This is a genomic window from Marisediminicola sp. LYQ134 (genome assembly GCF_046599635.1).
Lineage (GTDB): Bacteria > Actinomycetota > Actinomycetes > Actinomycetales > Microbacteriaceae > Marisediminicola.
Window position 1 is genome coordinate 875,211 of sequence record NZ_JBKIWP010000002.1, and the last position, 21,970, is coordinate 897,180.

A 21,970-nucleotide genomic window follows, 5' to 3' on the forward strand; every position below is an offset into this window, starting at 1 on the left:
GCGCGACGGGTGACGGCCGGGGTTACGCGTCGCGTCACCGGGGCGCCCTAGGGTGGGTGACCGAACATCCGTTCCGACGAGCAGACCGTGAGGAAGACCGTGAGCACCAGTCTCGAGCTGACCGACACCGAGTGGACGGGGGTCGCCCCGAAATACGTCGTGAGTCAATTCATCGGGCTCGCGGTGTCCGCCGTGATCGTCGTGGGCATCACGGTGTTGCCGCACCTCTTCGGGTGGAGCTTCGCGTGGATCATCACGGGAGTCGTGGTCGCCTACTTCGTGTTCGAGGCCGCGGTCACCCCGCGACGGGTCAAGTCCATCGGGTACGCGCTGCGCGACGACGACCTGCTCTTCAAACGAGGCATCCTCTTTCGACGCATCGTGGCCGTTCCCTACGGGCGGATGCAGCTCATCGACATCAACCGCGGACCGCTCTCGCGTGCGCTCGGGCTCAGCGACCTCAAGTTCGTGACGGCCGCAGCATCGAGCGGCGTGGCGATCCCCGGGATCGCCGAGAGTGACGCCGAGCAGTTGCGCGACCGACTCGTCGCGCTCGCCGAGTCGCGTCGGGCGGGACTGTGACCGACGCGAACGCGACGCCCCGTCCCGAGTCGCCGGGCCTCGAGTCGAGGGTCGAGGGCACGCCCGCGGCCCTCCCCGGCACGCCCGTCACCGACCTCGCCGCGAGCCTGAGCGACGGCGAGTGGCATCGGCTGCACCCCGCGTCTCCGCTTCTCAAGGGCGGCATCGCGCTTCTCGCGATCATCGGTGTCATCATCGCGAACCTCCGCGAGAGGCTCATCGAGTTCTTCGTTCCGGGTGAAGACGACCCGGACGGCGATCCGATCGCCCTCATCGTCGAGAACGGGTTCGTCGGCTGGGCCCTGCTCGCGATCCTCGTCGTGCTCCTCGTGCTCACCGCGGGCTTCTACGTGTCGTGGCGCATGCACACGTTCCGCGTCACCGACGAGGTCGTGGAGGTGCGTTCGGGAGTGCTCTTCCGCACCAACCGCAAAGCGAGACTCGACCGCATCCAGGGCATCAACATCGTGCGGCCGTTCTTCGCCCGGCTGTTCGGCGCGGCGAGGCTCGAGGTCAATCAGGCGGGTCAAGACGCGAACGTGAGGCTCGACTACCTCGCGTCGAAGGCCGCAGACGACTTGCGCGCCGAAGTGTTGCGCCTCGCCTCGGGCACGCGCAACGCCGCGACGAAGCAGGCCGTCGCCGCGGGAGGTGCCGGTGCTGGTTCCGTGGTCGATCGTCGCGTGCACGAACTGCTCGCGCCCGAACTCGACCCCTCCCTCGCCGAACCGGAGTCCGTCGTCAAACTGAGCCTCGGACGTCTCATCGGGTCGCTCGTGCTGAGCGGGTGGACGCTCTTCCTCGTCGTGGCGATCATCGCCATCACGGTCACCTCGATCATCAACCCCGACGCTCTCGTGAGCCTCTTCATCTTCATCCCGAGCGCGATCGGTATCGCGGGGTTCTACGTGCAGCGGTTCACGAAGTCGCTGCGCTACTCGATCGCGGGAACCCCCGACGGCGTGCGCGTGGGTTTCGGTCTCCTCACGACGAGCAACGAGACCCTACCGCCCGGTCGCATCCACTCGGTCAAGGTCAGCCAGCCCGTGCTGTGGCGACCGGCGGGCTGGTGGGAGATCAAGGTCAACAGGGCCGGCCACTCGTCGACCTCGGGTGCCGCGGGGCAGCAGAACACCACGATCCTCCCGGTCGGATCGCTCGACGACGTGCGTCGCGTGCTCGGCCTCGTGCTGCCCGACTTCGTCGACCCCGCGGCCGAGGCGCTCGCCGGGCGCGGCCTCGCGAAGGCGACTCCCGACGACGGCTTCACGACATCACCCCGGCGGGCCGCGGTCGTGCGCTGGTTCTCGTGGCGTCGCAACGGGTTCGCGATCGCGCCGAGCGCCATCCTGCTGCGCAAGGGCGCGATCTGGCGCGAGCTCGTGATCGTTCCCCACGCGCGGCTGCAGAGCGTGTCGATCCACCAGGGGCCCCTCTATCGCAAGCTCGACCTCGCGTGGGTGCACCTGCACACCGTCGCGGGCCCCATCTCGGCCCAGCTGGGCGGTCTCGATCGCGCCGACGCCCTCACGCTCTTCGACACCGTCGCGGATGCCGCGGTGAGCACGTCGGCGACGGACACGACCCACCGCTGGCGCTCGAGCGAGGGTGAGCCGGCTGTCGAGTCTGCGCCGCCGGCTGAGCCAGCGCCCGCTGCTGCGCCCGAGCCGCCGGTCGAGCCCGAGCCCGGCCACGAGCCGCCCCGGTGACCCCCTCTCCGCAAGACCGCTCCGGTCGCCTCGGCGTCGGCATCATCGGCTCCGGTGCCGTCGGCCCCGTGCTCGGGGCGGCGCTGGCCGGTGCCGGGCACGCGCTCGTCGGCATCTCCGCCATCTCCGAGGCAAGCCGGGAACGCGCCGACGCGATCCTCCCCGGTGTTCCGATCCTCCCGATCCCCGAGATCGTCGAGCGCAGCGAACTCGTGATCCTCGCGGTTCCGGCCGACCAGCTCGAGTCCCTCGTCGCGGGGCTCGCCGCGACGGGCGCGTGGCAACCCGGGCAGCTCGTCGTGCACACGGCGGCGCGATACGGCACCGCCGTGCTCGCTCCCGCGACCGCGCGCGGCGGGATTCCGATCGCCCTCCATCCCGCGATGGCGTTCACCGGGTCGTCGATCGACGTCGCGCGACTCACCGATTGCTACTTCGCCGTCACCGCACCCGCGCCCGTGCACCCGATCGGCCAGGCACTCGTGGTCGAGATGGGCGGCGAACCGGTCATCGTCGCCGAGGCGGACCGCGCCGCATACGCCGAGGCGATCGACACCGCGACGAGCTTCTCGACCGCGATCGTCGAGCAGGCGACGAGCATCCTCAGCGATATCGGCATCGATGCGCCCGGTCGGGTTCTCGCGCCGCTCGTGCGGTCGGCGGTCGAGAACGCCCTCGCGGCGACGTCGCCGTCGACGCCGCTCGTGCCACCCGACCTCTGACCCGAGGCCGGGTCCGCGGCGAGTAGCATCGTCGGGTGCCAATCGTCGTCGAAACCATCGCGAGCTTGCGCTCGCACCTCCGCCGGGCACGATCGGATGCGGCGCGCTTCGGGGTGACGCGGCCCAAGGTCTCCCTCGTTCCGACCATGGGTGCTCTGCACGACGGGCACCTCGCCCTCGTCGAGCGGGCCGTCGACCGCGGCGAGATCGTCGTCGTCTCGGTGTTCGTCAACCCGCTCCAGTTCGGTGACGCGGGCGACCTCGAGCGCTACCCGCGCACCCTCGAGGCCGACCTCGAGAAGCTCGCGCCGTTCGACGTCGCGATCGTGTTCGCACCCGGGGCATCCGAGATGTATCCGAAGGGCGCCGTGCAGACCTCCGTGAGCGCGGGCGACGTCGGCGACCTCTACGAAGGGCGCACGCGCCGCGGGCACTTCGACGGCGTGCTCACCGTCGTGGCGAAGCTGCTCAACCTCGTGCAGCCCGAGACGATCGTGTTCGGCGACAAAGACGCCCAGCAGGTATTTCTCGTCAAGCGCATGGTCGCCGATCTCAACATCGACGTCGCCGTCGCGACGGTGCCGACGGTGCGCGACGACGACGGCCTCGCGCTGTCGAGCCGCAATCGCTTTCTCGACGCGCGAGAACGCCACGCCGCGCGGGCACTGTCACGCTCGCTCGAGGCCGCGGAGTCGGCCGCCGATCGCGGTCCCGACGCGGTGCGCGCGGCCGCGCAAGCGGTGCTCACGGGTGACGACACCGTGCGTCTCGACTACCTCGAGATCGTCGTGCCGTCGACCTTCCTGCCGGTGTCGAACGACGCGACCGGGCGCGCGATCGTCATCGTCGCGGCGCTCGTGGGCGACACCCGACTCATCGACAACACCGCCGTCTACCTCGGCTGATCTGGGTGGCCGGGCCCGCCGGTAGCATTGCCTGGGCGCGCGACCGACCGCGTCTCGTCGCCCGCACACCGCCCACGAGGGAGCCCCATGCCTGACCTGACCACGCCCCCCGCGACTCCGGCGGAGACGCCCGTGACCGACATCGCGACGGATGCCGCCGCCGAAGCCGAAGCGGCCGCGCAGGAGTCCGAGCAGAAGCGGGTGCGCCTCGGCAAGAGGGAGCGCCTCATCGAGTCCGGTGTCGGCGCCTACCCCGTGGGTGTGCCGATCACGACGACGATTCCCGAGGTGCGCGCGGAGTTCCCCGAGCTCGAGGCCGATTCCACGACGGGTCGCATCGTCGGCCTCGCGGGTCGCGTCGTGCACTCGCGCAACACCGGAAAGCTTTGTTTCGCGTCGCTCCAGGCGGGCGACGGGTCCCGCATTCAGGCGATGGTGAGTCTCGCGGCGGTCGGCGACGAGTCGCTCGACAGCTGGAAGGAGCTCGTCGACCTCGGCGACCACGTGTTCGTCTCGGGCGAGGTCATCTCGAGCCGTCGCGGCGAGCTGTCGATCATGGTCGCCGAGTGGCAGATCGCCTCGAAGGCTCTGCGCCCGCTGCCGAACCTCCACTCCGAGCTGAGCGAGGAGACGCGCGTGCGCAGTCGCTACCTCGACCTCATCGCCCGCGACGGTGCCCGCCAGATGGTGCGCGCCCGCGCGAGCACGATGGCCTCGCTGCGGGCCACGTTCGCGGCGCACGACTACCTCGAGGTCGAGACGCCCATGCTCCAGGTGATGCACGGGGGAGCGTCGGCGAGGCCGTTCGCGACGCACAGCAACGCTTTCGACACCGAGCTCTATCTGCGCATCGCTCCCGAGCTCTTTCTCAAGCGCGCCGTCGTCGGGGGCATCGATCGCGTCTTCGAGATCAACCGCAACTTCCGCAACGAGGGTGCCGACTCCACACACTCTCCCGAGTTCGCGATGCTCGAGGCATACCAGGCCTACGGCGACTACGAGCAGATGGCGGCGCTCACCCAGGAGCTCGTGCAGAACGCCGCGCTCGACTCGAGCGGGTCGCACGTCGTGACGTGGGCAGACGGCACCGAGTACGACCTCGGCGGCGAGTGGGATCGCGTGAGCATGTACGAGTCGCTGAGCGCGGCATCCGGTGTCGAGATCACGCCCGAGACGCCGTTCGACGAGCTGACCGCCCACGCAGACCGGCTGGGCATCGAGGTGCACCTCCCGACCCACGGCAAGCTCGTCGAAGAGCTCTGGGAGCACTACGTCAAGCCGAGCCTCGAGCGCCCGACCTTCGTTCTCGATTTCCCCGTCGACACGTCACCCCTCGTGCGGGCGCACCGCTCGACGCCGGGCGTCGTCGAGAAGTGGGATCTCTACATCCGCGGCTTCGAGCTCGGCACCGGCTATTCGGAGCTCGTCGACCCCGTCGTGCAGCGCGAGAGGTTCGTGGAGCAAGCGAAGCTCGCGGCCGGGGGAGACGTCGACGCGATGCTCCTCGACGAAGAGTTCTTGCGCGCGCTCGAGCACGGCATGCCCCCGACCGGCGGCATGGGCATGGGCATCGACCGACTCATGATGGCTCTCACGGGCCTCGGAATCCGCGAGACGATCCTGTTCCCTCTCGTGAAGTAGAGAGAGACCCCGAGTGTGCCCGGGTACCCTGGACGAATGAGCACCCCAACGCCGAAGAGCGACGACGCTGCGAAGGATGCCGCGGAACGACGCGCAGCCGCGAAGCGCGACGAGAAGCAGGCCAAGAAGGCCGAGATTTCCCCTCGCCGCATCGCCCTGTGGGTGGCCGTCGGCGGCATCGGGCTCTACTTCCTCGGCACCGGCATCTGGGGCATCCTCACCGGCTGACGTCGGCTCCCAGCCGACCCGCGTATCCTGGCGGGGTGTTGGAGAATTTCTGGGCGAACGCCGTCTTCTCGGTGACGCCGACGATCCTCGTCGGCCTCATTTTCTGGATGGTCATCCGCTCCATCTTGCGGGCGGACCGCACCGAGCGCGCGGTCTACTCACGCATCGAGGCCGAGGAGCGCGCCAAGCGCGGGCTCGGCGATGCGCCACCCGCCGCGACCCCTCGGCCGAGTGACTCCTAGCCCGAGCGACTCCTAGAGTCCCCGTCGCGTGAGGGTGCCCCGCGACTCACACGCGCACGAGCAGATCGCCGATCTCGCAGTCGAGCGCCGAACAGATCGCGCTGAGTGTCGAGAAGCGGATGGCGCGTGCCCGGTCGTTTTTGAGAACCGAGAGGTTCACGATGCTCACGCCGACGATCTCCGAGAGCTTCGTGAGGGTCATCCCGCGTTCGGCGAGTAGTTCGTCGAGTCGGCAGTGCACGCCGCTCGCGTCGTCGTCGTCGCCCATCAGACGAGTCCGGTGGTGTCGCGCTGCATCCGCTGGCCCAGCTCGAACGCTCCGGCGACGACGGCGAGGGCGACGCCCCACCCGAGCGGGGCCAGGTCGACGCTGAGCTCGAAGAGCGGCACGCCGGCTTCGGTCAACGCGAGGTAGTCACCGATCTGCGCGTGCGCCACGGAGGTGAGGAACGACGACCCGAGCCCGCCGGCGACGATGAGAATCGCGACGACCCCGATTCCGGCCGTCGCCGACGCGACGAACGGGCGTCCGACGAAGACTCGGAGGCACAACCAGGCGAGGGCTGCGCAGACAGCGACCGAGACGAGTGTCGTCAGAACGGCGGCCGCGGCAAGGGCGGCGCCGGCGACCACGCCGAGCATGGCCTTCTCGGCGAGACCGAGGGTGCGTGTGGTGCGGGTGCGGAAAGTCATGTCGGCTCCTTATCGTTAGTCGTTAACATAACGATTGTCGATATGAGCGTCAAGACATTCGCTCAAAGTGTCACGCCTAGGGCGAACAGGGGCATCAAAAGCCAGAACCCGTCGTTACTGTCTTTACATCGGCACGAATCCTGCACCGTGCCCAGGGAGTAATCATGTTTGAAAGATTTACCGACCGAGCCCGTCGTGTTGTCGTCCTCGCCCAAGAAGAGGCGAAGATGCTCAACCACAACTACATCGGCACCGAGCACATCCTGCTCGGCCTCATCCACGAGGGCGAAGGTGTCGCAGCCAAGGCCCTCGAGTCGCTCGGCATCGCACTCGACGCAGTGCGCGAGCAGGTTCAAGACATCATCGGCCAGGGTCAGCAGCAGCCGACCGGCCACATCCCCTTCACGCCGCGCGCGAAGAAGGTGCTCGAGCTCAGCCTCCGCGAGGCTCTGCAGCTCGGACACAACTACATCGGCACCGAGCACATCCTGCTCGGTCTCATCCGCGAGGGCGAGGGTGTCGCGGCGCAGGTTCTCGTCAAGCTCGGGGCCGACCTCAACAAGGTGCGCCAGCAGGTCATCCAGCTCCTCTCGGGCTACCAGGGCAAGGAGCAGGTCGCTGTCGGTGGCAACGACCAGGCCACCCAGCAGGCCGGCAGCCAGGTGCTCGACCAGTTCGGTCGCAACCTCACGCAAGCGGCGCGCGACGGCAAGCTCGACCCCGTGATCGGGCGCGAGAAGGAGATGGAGCGGGTCATGCAGATCCTCTCCCGTCGCTCCAAGAACAACCCCGTGCTGATCGGTGAGCCCGGCGTCGGTAAGACGGCCGTCGTCGAGGGCCTCGCCCAGGCGATCGTGCGCGGCGACGTGCCCGAGACCCTCAAGGACAAGCAGCTCTACACCCTCGACCTCGGGTCGCTCATCGCCGGTAGCCGCTACCGCGGTGACTTCGAGGAGCGCCTCAAGAAGGTCACGAAGGAGATCCGCACCCGCGGCGACATCATCACGTTCATCGACGAGATCCACACGCTCGTCGGAGCGGGTGCCGCCGAAGGCGCGATCGACGCCGCGAGCATCCTCAAGCCGCTCCTCGCGCGGGGTGAGCTCCAGACCATCGGAGCCACGACCCTCGACGAGTACCGCAAGCACTTCGAGAAGGATGCCGCGCTCGAGCGTCGCTTCCAGCCCGTTCAGGTGCACGAGCCGTCCCTGCCGCACACGATCAACATCCTCAAGGGACTCCGCGACAAGTACGAGTCCTTCCACAAGGTGTCGATCACGGATGGCGCGATCGTCGCGGCGGCGAACCTCGCCGACCGCTACGTCGCCGACCGCTTCCTGCCAGACAAGGCGATCGACCTGATCGACGAGGCCGGAGCGCGACTGCGTCTCTCGATCCTCTCGGCACCCCCGGAGCTGCGCGAGTTCGACGACCGCATCGCGGGTGTTCGCACGCAGAAAGAGGGCGCGATCGAGGATCAGGACTTCGAGAAGGCCGCGAGCCTGCGCGACGAGGAGAAGAAGCTCCTCGGCGAGCGACTGCGCCTCGAGAAGCAGTGGAAGAGCGGAGAGGCCGGCTCGACCGGCACCGTCGACGAAGGCGTGATCGCCGAAGTCCTCGCCGCCGCCACGGGCATCCCCGTGTTCAAGCTCACCGAGGAGGAGACCGCGCGTCTCGTCTTCATGGAGAAGGCCCTGCACCAGCGCGTCATCGGTCAGGAGGAGGCCATCTCGGCTCTCTCGAAGACCATCAGGCGCACGCGTGCCGGTCTCAAGGACCCGCGTCGTCCGAGCGGTTCGTTCATCTTCGCCGGCCCCACGGGTGTCGGTAAGACCGAGCTCGCCAAGGCCCTCGCCGAGTTCCTGTTCGACGACGAAGACGCCCTCATTTCGCTCGACATGTCGGAGTACGGCGAGAAGCACACCGTGTCGCGCCTCTTCGGTGCCCCTCCCGGGTTCGTCGGGTTCGAGGAGGGCGGCCAGCTCACCGAGAAGGTGCGTCGCAAGCCGTTCTCCGTGGTGCTCTTCGACGAGATCGAGAAGGCCCACCCGGACATCTTCAACTCGCTTCTGCAGGTTCTCGAGGAAGGACGCCTGACCGATGGTCAGGGTCGTGTCGTCGACTTCAAGAACACCGTGATCATCATGACCACGAACCTCGGAACGAAGGACATCACGGGAACGCCGATCGGGTTCACGTCGGCATCCGACACCGCCACCGGTTACGACCGCATGCGCGGCAAGGTCGTCGAGGAGCTCAAGAAGCACTTCAAGCCCGAGTTCCTCAACCGTGTCGACGAAACCATCGTCTTCCCGCAGTTGAGCCCCGAGGAGCTGCTGCAGATCGTCGACCTCTTCGTGAAGCGTTTGAGCGAGCGCATGCTCGACCGCGACATGACCGTCGAGCTCGGCCTCGCCGCCAAGGAGCAGCTCATCAAGGTCGGGTTCGACCCGTCACTCGGTGCGCGTCCTCTGCGTCGTGCCGTGCAGCACGAGGTCGAAGACCGACTGAGCGAGCGCATCCTGCAGGGTGAACTCAACTCGGGAGACCACGTGCACGTCGACTACATCGAGGGCGAGTTCGTCTTCACGACGTCGCGCCAGCCGGGCCGCGAGGAGCTGCCCGTGCTGTCGGTCGAAGCCTGACCTAGCAGTCGCCACGTGTGAAGGGCCGGGAGCGGATGCTCCCGGCCCTTTCGCGTAGGCTCGACAGCTGGCACGGCAGTCGACAGTTGGGGAGCGCATCATGGATTCACCGTCATTCACGGTGCGCGAGGCTCGCACGAGCGACGTCCCCCTCGTGCAGAAGCTCGTCGAGCCCTTCGTCAACAAGCGCATCCTGCTCGGCAAAGACCCCGTCGTCTACTACGGCTCGATCCAGGAGTTCCGCATCGCCGAGTCGGCCGACGGAACGGTCATCGGGTGCGGCGCTCTGCACGCGCTGTGGGAAGACCTCGGTGAGGTGCGCACCCTCGCCGTGGAGCCCGACCACTTGCACAAGGGGGTCGGCCACGCCATCCTCGACAGGCTCGAAGCGGATGCTCGCGCCCTCGGCCTCAGCCGACTGTTCTGTCTCACATTCGAGGTCGACTTCTTCGAGAAGCACGGCTTCACCCCGATGGGGGAGGAGACCGTGGATCCCTCGGTCTACGCCGAGTTGCTCCGCAGCACCGACGAGGGTGTCGCCGAGTTCCTCGATCTCGCGCGAGTCAAGCCGAACACGCTCGGCAATACCCGGATGATCAAGCATCTGTAGCTAGCCTGAGGGCATGTCGACGTTCCGTAACCCTGTGGGACCGCAGCCGAGCAGCGTGTACTGGCGTCGACGACTGATTTTCATCCTCGGCCTCGTCGCCGTGATCGTCGTCGTGGTCCTCATCGTCTCCCGCTTCGGCGGGGGCGCGTCGGCGCCCACCGTCGCGCCGAGCCCGAGCGCGAGTGCGCCCGCCGAGGCGGCCGACGACGAATCGGACGACGGTGAGGATGCCGAGCCGACCGCCGACCAGGAGGAGGGGGCGCCGTGCGATCCGTCCAACCTGGAGCTCACGGCCGTCGCCGACCAGAACGCCTACGGCTCGGGCGAGTCCCCGCAGCTCTCGTTCACGATCGCCAACACGTCGTCGTCGGCGTGCACCGTCGACGTGTCGACCGACTTGCAGTCGTATGAGATCACGAGCGGCGCCGAGCTCTACTGGTCGTCGACGCACTGCGCGGGCGATACCGTCGAGGCCACGGTGACCCTCGAACCGAACGTGCCGCAGAGCCCGACGCCGATCACGTGGGATCGCACCCGCAGCGACCCCGACGCGTGCGACGCCGAGCCCGCATCCGTTCCCGCGGGCGGCGCGACGTACAACCTCGACGTGTCCGTCGGGGATGTCGAGGCCGAAGCGCCGGTTTCGTTCCTGCTCAACTAGTCGGTACCGTCGAGGGGATGCCTGCCACCCCCGAATCCGATCCCGCCGCGCCCGACGGCATGCCCGACGATCCGTTCGTCGGCGACCCGTTTCTCGCTCCCCGCCCCGACCCGGTCTCGGAGGTGACGGCCGGCGGCGACGGTGTCGGTGACCCGTCGGATCCGCCGTCGACGCCGCTGTCGTCTCCCGCCCTCATCGCGGCGCTCGCCGCGGGGGACTCCGCCGCGGTCGCGTTCGCGCTCCGCAACGAGGTCGTCATCGTGCCTCTCCTGCCCACAGACGGCGCCCCGCAGGTGCGCGTCTTCCGCGCGCCCGATGCCGAGCTCTTCACGCTTCTCGTGTTCTCGACGGCCGAGAACTACGCGGCGATGCTGCCGCAAGACCCCGATCTTCGGGTGTTGGGCTACGACCGCTCTCTGCTCACCGAGTTTCTCGAGCTGCACCTCGATTCGCTCGAGACCATGTGGTTCGACCCGGCGGGGCCGTTCCCGATGCAAGCCGACCCCACGGCGATCCTCAAGGCGCTCAAGCTCTAGGCGCGGCAGCGGCCGTTCTCAGAACTCCGGTATCGCGACGCGCTCGGTTGCGGCGGTCGCGGTCGCGAAGGCGCGGCGCACCGCTTCGCCGATGTGGCCCGCATCCGCGTCGAGGAGGGTCGTGAAGCCGAGCCTGCGCGCTTCGGCGGCGCGCTGTTTGGTCGAGGAGGCGGGGCGCACCTCGCCCGCGAGGCTGATCTCGCCGACGGCGGCGAGCGACCCCGCGAACGGTTTGTCCTTATAGGCGCTTGCGATGGCGAGGGCGATCGCGAGGTCGGCTCCCGGCTCCGTCACGCGGATGCCGCCGACGGTCGACACGTAGACGTCGTAGCCGCTGAGCGCGAGCGAGGCGCGGCGCTCGAGCACCGCGAGGAGCATCGCGACGCGCGCCGAGTCGACCCCGTTGACCACACGGCGCGGTTGCGGCGCCGACGATTTGACGATGAGAGCCTGAACCTCCACCGGCAGGGCGCGGCGGCCGTCGACGGCGATCGTCACGCACGTTCCCGACACCGCGACGGTGCCGCGCGACAGGAACAGGCCGCTCGGGTCGCTCACTTCGGCGATGCCGTCACCTGTCATCTCGAAGCATCCGACCTCGTCTGTCGATCCGAAGCGGTTCTTGTGGGCGCGCACGAAGCGGAGGGCCGTCTGCCTGTCGCCCTCGAACTGCAGCACGACGTCGACGAGGTGTTCGAGCAAGCGCGGCCCGGCGATGCTGCCGTCTTTGGTCACGTGCCCGACGAGGAGAATGGGCAGGTTGCGGTCTTTCGAGACCCTGATGAGCGTCGCGGCCACTTCGCGCACTTGGGAGGGGCCCCCCGCGAGCCCGTCGGAGAGCGCCGACGACACCGTCTGCACGGAGTCGACGATGAGCAGTTGGGGTCGGATCTGGTCGATCTGACCGAGGATGGTGCCGAGATCGGTTTCGGCGGCGAGGAAGAGGCTCGGCTGCAGTGCGCCCGTGCGCCCCGCCCGCAGTCGCACCTGGTTGACGGACTCCTCGGCGGTGACGTAGAGCACGCGCGCCCCGCTCGCGGCGGCACGCGAGGCGACCTCGAGCAGCAGAGTGGATTTGCCGACGCCCGGTTCGCCGCTCAGCAGGATGGTGGCGCCGGGGACGATGCCGCCCCCGAGCACGCGGTCGAACTCGGCGATCCCGCTCGGCCAGTGGGCCACCGAGTCGGACTCGATGTCGACGATGGACCTCGCCGCGCGAGCATCCGTCACGGTCACCGGACGCACCGCCTTGGGGGTGAGCCCGACGATCTCGGACGCTTCGACGACGGTGCCCCAGGACTGGCATTCGCCGCAGCGGCCAGCCCACTTGAGGGTCGACCATCCGCACTCGGTGCACCGGAAGTTCGACTGCTGCTTGGCCATGCGGCCAGCCTAGGTCGGTCCGCCGACACCGGGTGCCGTGGCCCCGCCTCCCGTGGTTTTCGTCACGACGTCGACGCGATCGAGGAGCAGTGGCTCGAACGCCGACGCCCACACCGTGTAGCCGCGATCGCTCGGGTGGAAGAAGTCGAGCGCGAAGTCGCCGCGCCAGTATTCGCGGGTGCGGGCCTCGGTGGCGCGGTGCAATTCGACGGGCGACCGGCCGCGGTCGGCGAGGATGTCGCGGATGACCGAGGCCGCCGCCCTCGACTTCTCTTCTCCGCGTCCCTCGTAGAAGCACGGGGTGTCGGCGATGAGCGCGTGCTCGGGGAGGGCCTCGACGATGCCGGTCATGGTCTCACGGAAGTCGGCGAGGTCGAGCCGCCGCACGTCGTTGCCTCCGACGGCGCACGTGACGACGTCGGGCTCGAGGTCGGCCACGAGGGGGATCTGCAGGTCGAGCACGTCTCGCGCCTTCGCGCCGCTCACGCTCAGGTTGACGACGCGCACGGCGGCACCCGCCCGTGTCTCGGCTGCCGCGGCGAGGAGTCCGACGTATCCGGACCACGGCGTCGACGCTCCGAGCCCCTGGGCGGCGGAGTCGCCGATCGCGACGTAGGTGAGTGCCCCCGCGGCGGTCGCGCGTTCCCTCCACGCTGCGGCGTATCGCCGCTTCGACCAGGTCGGGAGCCCGCGCATCCGCCGCTCGTGTCTACGCTCGGGGTCGGGTGACCAGAGCGCCGACGGCAGCGCGCACGAGCGGCTCGAAGGCGGACGCCCACACGGCGTAGCCGCGATCATTGGGGTGGAAGAAGTCTTTGGCGACGTCGCGCAGGGCGGTGCGTGCTGCGGTGCGGCCGCGCGTGGTCGAGTGCAGGGGGGCGACGGCGTAGCCGTGTTCGGCGGCGACGCGGCGCACGATCTCGTTGGCGGCGAGCACGCGTCGCTCGAACTCGCCGAGGTAGAACGAGGGCAGGTCGGCGACGATCGCGGTGGCGGGCAGCGCGTCGAGGATGTAGCGCAACTCGCGCTCGAAGCGGTCGCGCTCGAAGGACGCGATGTCGTTGGCGCCGATCGACACCGTGACGATGTCGGGGGAGAGTTTGGCGAGAGCCGGAACCTGCTTCTCGATGGCGTCGCGCAGTCGCGCCCCCGACTGGCTGAGGTTGGCGACCCGCACCGTGCGACCCGACGCCGCGCGGATGGTTTTGGCGAGAAGCCCGACGTAGCTCCGGTTGGGGCGACTGCCCCCGATGCCCTGAGCCGCCGAGTCTCCGAGGGCGACGTAGAGCAGCTCCCCGCCTTTGCGGCGCTGGTCGCGCCAGTAGGCGGAGTGCTCGGGAATCTTGTCGGCGAGCTCGCTCACCCCGGCGGTGCGTCGGCGGAGCACGAGGCTGCGGCCCACGACGGCAGCGGTTCCGAGCGCGGCGGTGCCGATCGCGGCAGACGTGCCGATCGCGACGAAGGTTGCTCTGCGGCGGGGGCGACTCACCCTCGCACTCTAACTCTCGGCGCCGACGTCGGCACCCGATTCTGGCGGGGCTTCGAGGTGTACTAAGATCGACGGCGGTACCGTGTCCGAGCGGCCGAAGGTGCAACTCTCGAAAAGTTGTGTGGGTGAAAGCCCACCGTGGGTTCAAATCCCACCGGTACCGCCACTGGGCTCCTTGCGAAACTCATGAGATTCGTTTGCGAAACCCGAAGAGAACGGCCCTCGAGTTTTTCGAGGGCCGTTCTTCGTTTTCCGACTATCGGCGGTGCGGCCGTCAGTCCAGAACGGCCGTGGCTTCGATCTCGACGAGGACGTCGGGCTCGAACAGGTAGCTCACCCCGATGAGCGACGCCGGCGGCAGGGGGAGCCGTAGCCCGATCTCGTCGGCGACGCCCGTGATCCCCGACATGAACGCGTCGATCTTGTCTGGGCTCCAGTCGGTGACGTAGACGGTCAGGCGCACAACGTCGTCGAAGCCGGCGCCCACACTCGCGAGACCAGCGTGCGTGTTGCGGAGGGCCTGAGCGACCTGGCCCGCCAGATCACCCGGAGCCACGGGGCGAGCGTCGGCGGTGCGAGCGATCTGACCCGACACGTGCACGTGGCGCGCGCCCGTGGCGACCGCGACGTGGTGGTAGGGCACAGGCTGCATGAGGCTGTCGGGCGATGTCAGGTGAACGGTCATGTGAGGCTCCCAATCGGTAGAGGCGGTATCTCCTGGATACGTGGTGCACGGCGGCCACTTCAACGAGACTTGGTGTCGTGATGGATACCAGCAGGGCGACGTCCGAGCGCTTCGAGATCGATGCACCCCACCGAGAGCTCCTCGAACAGGTGCTCGACAAATGGTCGCTTCCTGTGCTCAACGAGCTGTGCGAGCGACCCGCCCGGTTCAACGAACTGCGGCGAGTCATCCCCTCGGTCACGGCGAAATCACTTGCAGCGACACTGAAACGACTCGAGCGCAACGGCATCGTCGATCGGGTCGTGGTCGGCACCCGACCCGTCGCCGTGGAGTACCGCATCTCGCCACTCGGCAAGACCCTCCGGCCGCCCGTCGAGGTCATCCTCGCGTGGGCCGAAGCCCAGATGCCCCTCATCGAGCAAGCCCGCCGCCGGTTCGATGATGCCGACTGACGTGATTTGGACTGACACGATGACTGACGTAGTGGTGACCGATGCAGGAGACAAGCATGAGTAAGCCCCGTCGACCGGATGTCACGACCCTCGAGCTCGTCGGCGGTGTCGAGCCGCTCACGCTCGAGCTCCATGCCTACGACCCACGGTGGGTGAGTATCTTCGAGAGCCATCGCGAGCGCATCCGTGGCGCGCTCGCCGGAGCGGCGATCCAGGTCGAGCACATCGGCAGCACGTCGGTGCCCGGGCTTGCGGCGAAACCGATCATCGACGTCGTCGTGACGGTCGACGACATCACCGCCGAGGAGGACTACCTCGACGCCCTCCTCGGCGCGGGATACGAACTGCGGGTGCGCGAACCCGGGCATCGCCTCGTGCGGACACCGGCTCGCGACGCGCACGTTCACGTGTTCGAAAGCGGCCACCCGGCCGTCGAAGAGTACTTTCTGCTGCGCGATCACCTCCGTGTCGACGCCGGCGATCGCGCCCTCTACGAGAACACCAAGAGGGAGCTCATGGGCACCGAGTGGAGTGACATGAACGACTACGCCGACGCCAAGACCGAGGTCATCGTGGCCATCAAGGCTCGAGCGCGGGCGGCGGCATCTCGAGACTGATGCGGATGCCGGCCCCGCGTGCACGGCGGGGCACCGTCCGGTCGCGATAGATAATCGACTGTGCCCTGGACATTCCTCGACCCGCCCGCCCTCGCCTTGGCCGTATTCGTCGTGGTCTGTGCGGCGGGCGCGATCTACCTGTGGGTCAAGGACTGGCGCCGACGGAGGTAGCGGTCGCTGATGGCCGGTGTCGCGCGCGACTCGCTTCGCGTCGACGATGCTCTCCCGCACCGTGACGGCACAGCCGCCCCCCGTGCGCCCCGTGCGCCGCGACGCGGGTCGGGCTGCTTTAGGGTCGAGCATGGCCCCGGCACGGATCGGGCCGGCCGATGAGACGACAGGATCCTGAGACATGACCCGTGACAGCTCCGAGCCCGAGTTCCTCATCGGTGTGAGCCTCAAGATGTACTTCTCGCACGCGCGCACGGTCGAGTGGGCTCGCGCGGTCGGCGACATCTGCCGCGAGCATGAGGCGACGACCGGCGGCACGACCGAGGTCTTCGTGCTGCCGACCTTCCCGTCCCTCCCGGCCGTGCTCGACATCGACGCGCCGTGGGGTGTCGGTGCGCAAGATCTCGCTTCCGCCGACGAGGGGGCTTTCACGGGTGAGGTGAGCGGCGCCGAGCTCGCTGAGATCGGCTGCCGCTTCGTCGAGGTCGGTCACGCCGAGCGGCGCACCCTCTTCGGCGAGACCGAGGAGGTCGTCGCGGCCAAACTGGATGCCGCGGTGCGGAACGGGCTCGTGCCGGTGCTCTGCATCGGCGAACACGAGCGGATGCCCGCATCCGACGCCCTCGCGGAGTGCGTCGAGCAAGTGCGTTCCGCGCTCGCCGTCGCCCGCGAGAAGTCGCACCGCGGACGCATCGTCGTCGCCTACGAACCGCACTGGGCGATCGGGGCGCCCGCGCCGGCATCGGCCGATCACATCCGCGACGTGTGCCGAGACCTTCCCGCCGCTCTCGCGGGCGACGCCGTGATCGAGCGGCTCGACGTGCTCTACGGCGGCAGTGCCGGCCCCGGGCTACTCGGTCAGATCAGCGACGCGGTCGACGGGCTCTTTCTCGGCCGGTTCGCCCACGACCCCGACGCGGTGCGGGCGATCCTCGACGAGACCGTGGCCCTGTCGACGACCGCCCGCTGAGCGCCGTTCCGGTGGCACCGAGTGGTGTCGGTGCCGAGTGGTGCCGCTACCTACTTCGCGACCGGTCCGTAGAACGACTCGATGTCGGCGAGCTCCATCTCGGCGGTCTGCTGGATGAGCTCGAGCAGCGACGCGTCGAGTCCGGGGGAGAACTCTTCGAGACGCTCGGGCGCGATCGTCTGCGGGAAGCCCTCGGGGGCCTGCTCGCTCGCGTCGAGAGTCGTGCCGTCGTTCGACGGTGACGCGCCCTGGAAGATGCGGCCCGCCTCCGAGGCGTCGGTGAGGTCGAACGAGTACTGCTTGCTCTGCAGACCCATGTCGACGAGCTTCTTGACCTCGGGAAACTGCTCCGCGTTGGTCTTCGGGATGGGCAGCAGCGCGCCCCAGTTGACGCCGAGCGACTCGAGGGCCTTCGCGTAGGCGTTCTCGTGGGCCTGGTCGCGCACGATGAGGTACGCGATGGTCGAGCGGGCCGTCTTGTTGTCGGTCATCTCGTAGATGCGGCTCTTCTGCAGGCGACCCGTCGACTCGAGCATGAGGTTGTAGAGCAGGTCGAGCGGGAGGTTGCCCGAGTTGTAGACGTAGTTGCCGCTCCACGGGTTGCCGACCGAGTCGACGGGCAACGCGCCTTGCGCCCCCACGAGGTAGTGGTGGATGTTGCCCTGGTCGAGAGCGACGTTGAGGGGGGTGGCGCCGCCGGCGCCGGGGGTGTCGAGCGGGTCGGTGAGCTTGCCGTTGTAGCGCGGCGAACCGTCGGTCAGTCGCGAGATCGTTGTGCCGATGAGCTCGACGTGGCTGATCTCCTCGGTGCCGATGCCCTGGATGAGGTCGCGGTAGGGCTTGGCGGAGGGGCCGCGGAAGTTCATGGCCTGGAAGAGGTACTGCATCATGGTGCGCATTTCGCCGAACTGACCGCCGAGGCCCTCCTGCAGCGCGTTGGCGGCAGCGGGGTCGGGCTCGTCCTGAGCGATTTCGTGGATGAGGTTCTGCACGTGGAAGTACATGGGGGGCTCCGACTTCTCTCGTTGGCAGCGGATGCCGCCTGCCTTCGACTGTGCGCGCACTCGCGGGCTTCGGCCATCCCCTTGCGCCGCGCACCCAAACGCGCATACTCACGGCCGCCCGCGCCGTCGCTCAGCCGGGCTGAGCTACGGGGCCGTCGTGGAAAGCGGTGCTCGCGCGAACCGCTGCTCGAGAACTCAATAGAGTTCTCCTTATGTCCAAAGTCTTGAGCAGTCTCCCCGTCGGCGAGCGAGTCGGTATCGCGTTCTCGGGAGGTCTCGACACCTCGTGCGCGGTCGCGTGGATGCGTGAGAAGGGTGCCGTGCCGTGCACCTACACGGCGGACATCGGGCAGTACGACGAACCGGACATCGATGTCGTGCCCGATCGCGCGAAAGAGTACGGCGCGGAGGTCGCGAGACTCGTCGACGCGAAGTCGGCGCTCGTCGAAGAGGGGCTCGTCGCGCTGCAGTGCGGCGCGTTCCACATCCGCTCGGGCGGCAAGACCTACTTCAACACGACACCTCTCGGTCGTGCCGTCACGGGCACTCTTCTCGTTCGCGCCATGAAAGACGACGGCGTCGACATCTGGGGTGACGGATCGACCTACAAGGGCAACGACATCGAGCGCTTCTACCGCTACGGTCTGCTCGCCAACCCGCGACTGCGCATCTACAAGCCGTGGCTCGACTCCGACTTCGTGCGCGAGCTCGGCGGCCGCACCGAGATGAGCGAGTGGCTCGTCGCCCGCGGCTTCCCCTACCGCGACTCGGTCGAGAAGGCCTACAGCACCGACGCCAACATCTGGGGCGCCACCCATGAGGCCAAGAGGCTCGAAGAGCTCTCGTCGGGCCTCGACCTCATCAACCCCATCATGGGTGTCGCGGCGTGGCGTGACGACGTCGAGGTCGCGACCGAGGAGGTCTCGGTGCGCTTCGAGGCCGGTCGTCCCGTCGCGATCAACGGCATCGAGTTCAGCGACCCTGTCGCGCTCGTGCTCGAGGCGAACACCATCGGTGGTCGTCACGGCCTCGGCGTCTCCGACCAGATCGAGAACCGCATCATCGAGGCCAAGAGCCGGGGCATCTACGAGGCGCCGGGAATGGCGCTCCTCCACATCGTCTACGAGCGCCTCCTCAACGCCATCCACAACGAAGACACCGTCGCGAGCTACCATACCGAGGGTCGTCGACTCGGCCGCCTCATGTACGAGGGCCGTTGGCTCGACCCGCAGTCGCTCATGCTGCGCGAGTCGATTCAGCGCTGGGTCGGATCGGCGGTCACGGGTGAAGTGACTCTGCGCCTGCGCCGTGGCGACGACTACACGATCCTCGACACGACGGGCCCCGCCCTCAGCTACGAGCCCGACAAGCTGTCGATGGAGCGCGTCGGCGACGCCGCGTTCGGCCCCGACGACCGCATCGGTCAGCTCACGATGCGCAACCTCGACATCGCCGACTCGCGCACGCGCCTCGAGCAGTACGCCGCCGCCGGCCTCATCGGCGGCGCCACGGGCGAGCTCGTCGGCGAGCTCGAGGTCGGGGCCGGCGCTCAGATCGCGGGGGCGGTGGAGCCCGCGGATGCCGCGGCGGATCGCCTCGACCGGGCGACGGATGCGGCATCCGAGAGCGCCGCTTTCGACAGCGGCACCGACTAGGGGCACCGAGAGGGCCGTCTGTCAACTGGTGTGGCTCGTCGAGGAGGAGGCGTAGGGTCGGGGAAACTCCTCGGAAGGAGACCCGTGACTGCCTACAGACTGCTCGTCCAAACGCGCGAGTACTACCTCATGAAAGAACAGGACGTCGCGGAACTGAAGTCCGCGATCGCCGCGGCGGTGCGCCAGGGTGGCGACTTCGTCGAATTCAGTGCGGCCGGAAGAGGCCGGGTCAGCACCCTCGTGAGCCCCGGAATCGCCGTGACCCTCGAGGAGATCGAGACGGTCGAGCTCGACACCGGCTCGGTCGCCGTCGTCGACAACAACCGGATGCTCTACGACGTCAACGACATCAGCAACCACTGAGTCGTCGTGCGGGAGCATCGCTAGCCTCGAGGGGTGGACCCGATCGATGACACCCGGCGCTGCCCGTGCCTCAGCGGCTTCCCCCTCGGCGAGTGCTGCGGGCCGATCATCGCGGGAGCTGCGCCCGCGCCGAGCGCCCTGCGACTCATGCGGTCGAGGTTCACGGCCTACGCCCTCGGCGATGCCCGCTACGTGCTCGAGTCGTGGCATCCGTCGACTCGTCCGCCGACGCTCGAGCTCGACCCCGAGCAGTCGTTCTTCCGGCTCGACATCCTCTCGACGACGCGCGGGGGCATGCTCGACACCGAGGGCACCGTGGAGTTCGTCGCGCACTCGCGACGTCACGGCGAGCGCATCGAACAGCACGAGAACAGCGCCTTCGCAAAAATCGACGGCCGATGGTTCTACGTCGACGGTGTGTGACGTGCCTGCCCGCCAAGACCGCCCCACCCACCACCCCGCAGAGAGAACACCATGCGCGCCGTAGTCATCACGCAGCCGGGCGGAGCCGACGTGCTGCAGCTCGCCGACATCCCGACACCCCCGGTCGGCGACACGGATGTCAGCATCGCCGTCGTCGCGGCGGGCATCAACGGTGCCGACCTCGCGCAACGTCGCGGGGTCTACCCGCCTCCGCCGGGAGCGCCGGACTGGCCGGGACTCGAGGTGTCGGGAACGGTCTCGGCCGTCGGCGGTTCGGTCACGGGGTTCGCCGTCGGCGATGAGGTGTGCGCGCTCGTCTCGGGGGGCGGCTACGCCGAGTCGGTCGTCGTCGACGAGCGGCTCGTGCTGCCGGTGCCGCGCGGGGTCACGGTCGAGAGCGCCGCGGCGCTACCCGAGGTCGCGGCCACCGTGTGGTCGAACCTCGTCATGAACGCCGGGCTCGCGCGCGGCGACACCCTCCTCGTGCACGGCGGGTCGAGCGGTATCGGCACGATGGCGATCCAGGTCGGTGTCGCGCTCGGCTGCCGGGTGATCGCGACGGCCGGGAGTGCCGAGAAGGTCGCGGTCATCGAGTCTCTCGGGGCCGCGGGCATCCGCTATCGCGACGAGGATTTCGTCGAGGCCGTCGCCCGCCTCACCGACGGCGCGGGCGTCGACGTCGTGCTCGACATGGTGGGCGGCGACTACATCGCGCGCGACATCCGCTGCCTCGCGATCGGCGGGCGAATCATGGTCATTGCCAACCAGAGCGGCGACGAGAGCACGCTGGATGTCGGCGCCCTCATGCGCGTGCGCGGGCGCGTGTGGGCGACCACCCTGCGGTCGCGGCCGATCGGGGAGCGCGCGCAGATCGTCGCCGCGGTCGCCGACGGGCTGTGGCCGCTCATCGAGTCGGGTCGCGTGCAACCGATCATCGACTCGGTCTTTGCGCTCGCCGAGGCGTCGGCCGCGCACGAGCGCATGGAGTCGTCGGCGCACATCGGCAAGATCCTGCTGAGCGTGGGGCCGCCCGTCGAGCAGCCCGTCGAGCCGCCCGCCGGGGCGCCGGTCAGCCCTGGCCGCTGATCTTCTCCGCCTCGATAGCCAGGACCACGCGCTGCTGGTCTCGCCCGCCGTACCAGGGGTAGGGGCGCCCCGTGTACTTCTGCGACAGGGCCTCGATGCTCTCTGCGCCGCCGTCCGTGTCGAGGCCGACGACGCGCCCGCGCACCTGGATGTAGCGGAACGGATTGCGCGGGTCTTGAATCGCGAGCGCCACCCGCGGGTCGCGCTCGACGTTGCGCACCTTGAGGTACCCGACGACGGTGTTGATGAGCACGTGCTCGCCGTCGGTGTCGACCCAGGTCTCGGTCACTTGCGGCGACCCGTCGGCCATGAGGGTCGAGAGAAAACAGGGGCTCGGTCGCCGGAGCAGGTCGAGCAATTCGGGGGTGAGGGGCATAAAGAAAATGCTATGTCGCGCCGGGTTCGCCCGAGTGTCGACGGCGGGCACGAATGTCGGTGGTGGTCGCTTCACTTTGAGCATGAGAGCAGAGATCCTGGTCGACACGAGGGGCGCATTCG

The 21,970-nt window shown here is 68.5% G+C and carries 26 protein-coding genes and 1 tRNA gene; 19 read left to right on the plus strand and 8 right to left on the minus strand.

Translation table 11 applies throughout. From position 1 onward, the window contains the following. Positions 1-99: 99 nt before the first annotated feature. The 7 genes from ACLHIH_RS12780 (at position 100) to ACLHIH_RS12810 (ending at position 6,029) form a co-directional block, all read left to right on the plus strand. Positions 100-582, plus strand: coding sequence for a PH domain-containing protein (locus tag ACLHIH_RS12780; protein WP_411317202.1), 483 nt, complete (start codon positions 100-102; stop codon positions 580-582). Further along, the gene (locus ACLHIH_RS12785) at positions 579-2,291 is read left to right on the plus strand and encodes a PH domain-containing protein (protein WP_411317203.1); all 1,713 of its coding nucleotides are present in this window, start codon (positions 579-581) and stop codon (positions 2,289-2,291) included. Before ACLHIH_RS12780 ends, ACLHIH_RS12785 begins: the two co-directional genes overlap by 4 nt. After that, on the plus strand, positions 2,288-3,013 hold the full coding sequence (locus tag ACLHIH_RS12790) for a Rossmann-like and DUF2520 domain-containing protein (RefSeq protein ID WP_411317204.1): 726 nt from the start codon (positions 2,288-2,290) through the stop codon (positions 3,011-3,013). The genes ACLHIH_RS12785 and ACLHIH_RS12790 overlap by 4 nt, the downstream gene beginning before the upstream one ends. Before the next feature lie 35 nt (positions 3,014-3,048). Then, entirely contained in the window at positions 3,049-3,918 is an 870-nt protein-coding gene (gene panC / locus ACLHIH_RS12795; protein WP_411317205.1) for a pantoate--beta-alanine ligase, read from the plus strand. An 87-nt stretch (positions 3,919-4,005) separates the two neighbouring features. Next, positions 4,006-5,559 carry a lysine--tRNA ligase gene (gene lysS, locus ACLHIH_RS12800; RefSeq protein WP_411317206.1) on the plus strand — a complete coding sequence of 518 codons (1,554 nt, stop codon included), beginning with the start codon at positions 4,006-4,008 and terminating at the stop codon, positions 5,557-5,559. Positions 5,560-5,595: 36 nt separating this feature from the next. After that, the gene (locus ACLHIH_RS12805) at positions 5,596-5,787 is read left to right on the plus strand and encodes a hypothetical protein (RefSeq protein WP_411317207.1); all 192 of its coding nucleotides are present in this window, start codon (positions 5,596-5,598) and stop codon (positions 5,785-5,787) included. Positions 5,788-5,822: 35 nt separating this feature from the next. Then, the gene (locus tag ACLHIH_RS12810; RefSeq protein WP_411317208.1) at positions 5,823-6,029 is read left to right on the plus strand and encodes a hypothetical protein; all 207 of its coding nucleotides are present in this window, start codon (positions 5,823-5,825) and stop codon (positions 6,027-6,029) included. Between the two features lie 46 nt (positions 6,030-6,075). Here ACLHIH_RS12810 and ACLHIH_RS12815 read toward each other — a convergent pair whose 3' ends face one another. After that, complete coding sequence (locus ACLHIH_RS12815; protein ID WP_411317209.1) at positions 6,076-6,297, minus strand: helix-turn-helix domain-containing protein; 222 nt, start codon at positions 6,295-6,297, stop codon at positions 6,076-6,078. Beyond that, complete coding sequence (locus ACLHIH_RS12820; protein WP_411317210.1) at positions 6,297-6,722, minus strand: hypothetical protein; 426 nt, start codon at positions 6,720-6,722, stop codon at positions 6,297-6,299. The genes ACLHIH_RS12815 and ACLHIH_RS12820 overlap by 1 nt, the downstream gene beginning before the upstream one ends. A gap of 164 nt (positions 6,723-6,886) precedes the next feature. On the opposite strand from ACLHIH_RS12820, the gene ACLHIH_RS12825 reads away from it, so the two are divergent. From ACLHIH_RS12825 to ACLHIH_RS12840, 4 genes are all read left to right on the plus strand, one after another. Next, the gene (locus tag ACLHIH_RS12825; protein WP_411317211.1) at positions 6,887-9,367 is read left to right on the plus strand and encodes an ATP-dependent Clp protease ATP-binding subunit; all 2,481 of its coding nucleotides are present in this window, start codon (positions 6,887-6,889) and stop codon (positions 9,365-9,367) included. A 100-nt stretch (positions 9,368-9,467) separates the two neighbouring features. Next, positions 9,468-9,977, plus strand: a complete 510-nt coding sequence (locus ACLHIH_RS12830) for an amino-acid N-acetyltransferase (RefSeq protein ID WP_411317212.1) — start codon at positions 9,468-9,470, stop codon at positions 9,975-9,977. A gap of 13 nt (positions 9,978-9,990) precedes the next feature. Next, entirely contained in the window at positions 9,991-10,638 is a 648-nt protein-coding gene (locus ACLHIH_RS12835; protein ID WP_411317213.1) for a hypothetical protein, read from the plus strand. Between the two features lie 17 nt (positions 10,639-10,655). Beyond that, positions 10,656-11,174, plus strand: a complete 519-nt coding sequence (locus ACLHIH_RS12840; RefSeq protein ID WP_411317214.1) for a dehydrogenase — start codon at positions 10,656-10,658, stop codon at positions 11,172-11,174. 18 nt (positions 11,175-11,192) lie between these two features. Here the strand turns inward: ACLHIH_RS12840 and radA are convergent, their stop codons facing one another. From radA to ACLHIH_RS12855, 3 genes are read right to left on the minus strand one after another with little or no spacing between them, the layout of a single operon-like run. After that, positions 11,193-12,557 carry a DNA repair protein RadA gene (gene radA, locus ACLHIH_RS12845; protein WP_411317215.1) on the minus strand — a complete coding sequence of 455 codons (1,365 nt, stop codon included), beginning with the start codon at positions 12,555-12,557 and terminating at the stop codon, positions 11,193-11,195. Between the two features lie 9 nt (positions 12,558-12,566). Next, positions 12,567-13,253 carry an SGNH/GDSL hydrolase family protein gene (locus tag ACLHIH_RS12850; RefSeq protein ID WP_411317216.1) on the minus strand — a complete coding sequence of 229 codons (687 nt, stop codon included), beginning with the start codon at positions 13,251-13,253 and terminating at the stop codon, positions 12,567-12,569. 13 nt (positions 13,254-13,266) lie between these two features. Further along, positions 13,267-14,046 (minus strand): SGNH/GDSL hydrolase family protein, encoded by a 780-nt coding sequence (locus ACLHIH_RS12855; protein ID WP_411317217.1) that lies wholly within the window; start codon positions 14,044-14,046, stop codon positions 13,267-13,269. Positions 14,047-14,122: 76 nt separating this feature from the next. Between ACLHIH_RS12855 and ACLHIH_RS12860 the strand changes: the two genes are divergently transcribed. After that, positions 14,123-14,212 (plus strand) — tRNA-Ser (locus ACLHIH_RS12860). Positions 14,213-14,320: 108 nt separating this feature from the next. On the opposite strand, the gene ACLHIH_RS12865 is transcribed toward ACLHIH_RS12860, so the two are convergent. Then, positions 14,321-14,731: a RidA family protein gene (locus tag ACLHIH_RS12865; RefSeq protein WP_411317218.1), complete on the minus strand. Its 411-nt coding sequence runs from the start codon at positions 14,729-14,731 to the stop codon at positions 14,321-14,323. An 80-nt stretch (positions 14,732-14,811) separates the two neighbouring features. On the opposite strand from ACLHIH_RS12865, the gene ACLHIH_RS12870 reads away from it, so the two are divergent. The 3 genes from ACLHIH_RS12870 (at position 14,812) to ACLHIH_RS12880 (ending at position 16,941) form a co-directional block, all read left to right on the plus strand. Further along, on the plus strand, positions 14,812-15,183 hold the full coding sequence (locus ACLHIH_RS12870) for a winged helix-turn-helix transcriptional regulator (protein WP_411317292.1): 372 nt from the start codon (positions 14,812-14,814) through the stop codon (positions 15,181-15,183). Between the two features lie 56 nt (positions 15,184-15,239). After that, positions 15,240-15,800 carry a GrpB family protein gene (locus ACLHIH_RS12875; RefSeq protein WP_411317219.1) on the plus strand — a complete coding sequence of 187 codons (561 nt, stop codon included), beginning with the start codon at positions 15,240-15,242 and terminating at the stop codon, positions 15,798-15,800. Between the two features lie 352 nt (positions 15,801-16,152). Continuing rightward, complete coding sequence (locus ACLHIH_RS12880) at positions 16,153-16,941, plus strand: triose-phosphate isomerase family protein (protein WP_411317220.1); 789 nt, start codon at positions 16,153-16,155, stop codon at positions 16,939-16,941. A gap of 50 nt (positions 16,942-16,991) precedes the next feature. Here ACLHIH_RS12880 and ACLHIH_RS12885 read toward each other — a convergent pair whose 3' ends face one another. Next, entirely contained in the window at positions 16,992-17,945 is a 954-nt protein-coding gene (locus ACLHIH_RS12885) for a manganese catalase family protein (RefSeq protein ID WP_411317221.1), read from the minus strand. A gap of 212 nt (positions 17,946-18,157) precedes the next feature. Here ACLHIH_RS12885 and argG point away from each other — a divergent pair, with 212 nt between their 5' ends. The 4 genes from argG (at position 18,158) to ACLHIH_RS12905 (ending at position 21,472) form a co-directional block, all read left to right on the plus strand. Continuing rightward, entirely contained in the window at positions 18,158-19,600 is a 1,443-nt protein-coding gene (gene argG, locus ACLHIH_RS12890; protein ID WP_411317222.1) for an argininosuccinate synthase, read from the plus strand. An 84-nt stretch (positions 19,601-19,684) separates the two neighbouring features. Beyond that, on the plus strand, positions 19,685-19,963 hold the full coding sequence (locus tag ACLHIH_RS12895; protein ID WP_411317223.1) for a hypothetical protein: 279 nt from the start codon (positions 19,685-19,687) through the stop codon (positions 19,961-19,963). 33 nt (positions 19,964-19,996) lie between these two features. Further along, positions 19,997-20,386 carry a YchJ family protein gene (locus ACLHIH_RS12900; protein WP_411317224.1) on the plus strand — a complete coding sequence of 130 codons (390 nt, stop codon included), beginning with the start codon at positions 19,997-19,999 and terminating at the stop codon, positions 20,384-20,386. 51 nt (positions 20,387-20,437) lie between these two features. Next, positions 20,438-21,472, plus strand: a complete 1,035-nt coding sequence (locus ACLHIH_RS12905) for an NAD(P)H-quinone oxidoreductase (RefSeq protein WP_411317225.1) — start codon at positions 20,438-20,440, stop codon at positions 21,470-21,472. On the opposite strand, the gene ACLHIH_RS12910 is transcribed toward ACLHIH_RS12905, so the two are convergent. Beyond that, on the minus strand, positions 21,456-21,848 hold the full coding sequence (locus tag ACLHIH_RS12910) for a PPOX class F420-dependent oxidoreductase (RefSeq protein ID WP_411317226.1): 393 nt from the start codon (positions 21,846-21,848) through the stop codon (positions 21,456-21,458). The genes ACLHIH_RS12905 and ACLHIH_RS12910 overlap by 17 nt on opposite strands. Positions 21,849-21,970 lie beyond the last annotated feature (122 nt).

What these genes read in the sequence shown, in the direction of transcription:
- ACLHIH_RS12815 (WP_411317209.1), bottom strand. Translation starts at nt 6,297, where the DNA reads ATGGGCGACGACGACGACGCGAGCGGCGTGCACTGCCGACTCGACGAA.
- ACLHIH_RS12910 (WP_411317226.1), bottom strand. Translation starts at nt 21,848, where the DNA reads ATGCCCCTCACCCCCGAATTGCTCGACCTGCTCCGGCGACCGAGCCCC.
- ACLHIH_RS12885 (WP_411317221.1), bottom strand. Translation starts at nt 17,945, where the DNA reads ATGTACTTCCACGTGCAGAACCTCATCCACGAAATCGCTCAGGACGAG.
- ACLHIH_RS12870 (WP_411317292.1), top strand. Translation starts at nt 14,812, where the DNA reads ATGGATACCAGCAGGGCGACGTCCGAGCGCTTCGAGATCGATGCACCC.
- argG (WP_411317222.1), top strand. Translation starts at nt 18,158, where the DNA reads ATGTCCAAAGTCTTGAGCAGTCTCCCCGTCGGCGAGCGAGTCGGTATC.
- radA (WP_411317215.1), bottom strand. Translation starts at nt 12,557, where the DNA reads ATGGCCAAGCAGCAGTCGAACTTCCGGTGCACCGAGTGCGGATGGTCG.
- ACLHIH_RS12820 (WP_411317210.1), bottom strand. Translation starts at nt 6,722, where the DNA reads ATGACTTTCCGCACCCGCACCACACGCACCCTCGGTCTCGCCGAGAAG.
- ACLHIH_RS12805 (WP_411317207.1), top strand. Translation starts at nt 5,596, where the DNA reads ATGAGCACCCCAACGCCGAAGAGCGACGACGCTGCGAAGGATGCCGCG.
- ACLHIH_RS12880 (WP_411317220.1), top strand. Translation starts at nt 16,153, where the DNA reads ATGACCCGTGACAGCTCCGAGCCCGAGTTCCTCATCGGTGTGAGCCTC.
- ACLHIH_RS12825 (WP_411317211.1), top strand. Translation starts at nt 6,887, where the DNA reads ATGTTTGAAAGATTTACCGACCGAGCCCGTCGTGTTGTCGTCCTCGCC.
- ACLHIH_RS12875 (WP_411317219.1), top strand. Translation starts at nt 15,240, where the DNA reads ATGAGTAAGCCCCGTCGACCGGATGTCACGACCCTCGAGCTCGTCGGC.
- ACLHIH_RS12905 (WP_411317225.1), top strand. Translation starts at nt 20,438, where the DNA reads ATGCGCGCCGTAGTCATCACGCAGCCGGGCGGAGCCGACGTGCTGCAG.
- lysS (WP_411317206.1), top strand. Translation starts at nt 4,006, where the DNA reads ATGCCTGACCTGACCACGCCCCCCGCGACTCCGGCGGAGACGCCCGTG.
- ACLHIH_RS12840 (WP_411317214.1), top strand. Translation starts at nt 10,656, where the DNA reads ATGCCTGCCACCCCCGAATCCGATCCCGCCGCGCCCGACGGCATGCCC.
- ACLHIH_RS12850 (WP_411317216.1), bottom strand. Translation starts at nt 13,253, where the DNA reads ATGCGCGGGCTCCCGACCTGGTCGAAGCGGCGATACGCCGCAGCGTGG.
- ACLHIH_RS12835 (WP_411317213.1), top strand. Translation starts at nt 9,991, where the DNA reads ATGTCGACGTTCCGTAACCCTGTGGGACCGCAGCCGAGCAGCGTGTAC.
- ACLHIH_RS12865 (WP_411317218.1), bottom strand. Translation starts at nt 14,731, where the DNA reads ATGACCGTTCACCTGACATCGCCCGACAGCCTCATGCAGCCTGTGCCC.
- ACLHIH_RS12830 (WP_411317212.1), top strand. Translation starts at nt 9,468, where the DNA reads ATGGATTCACCGTCATTCACGGTGCGCGAGGCTCGCACGAGCGACGTC.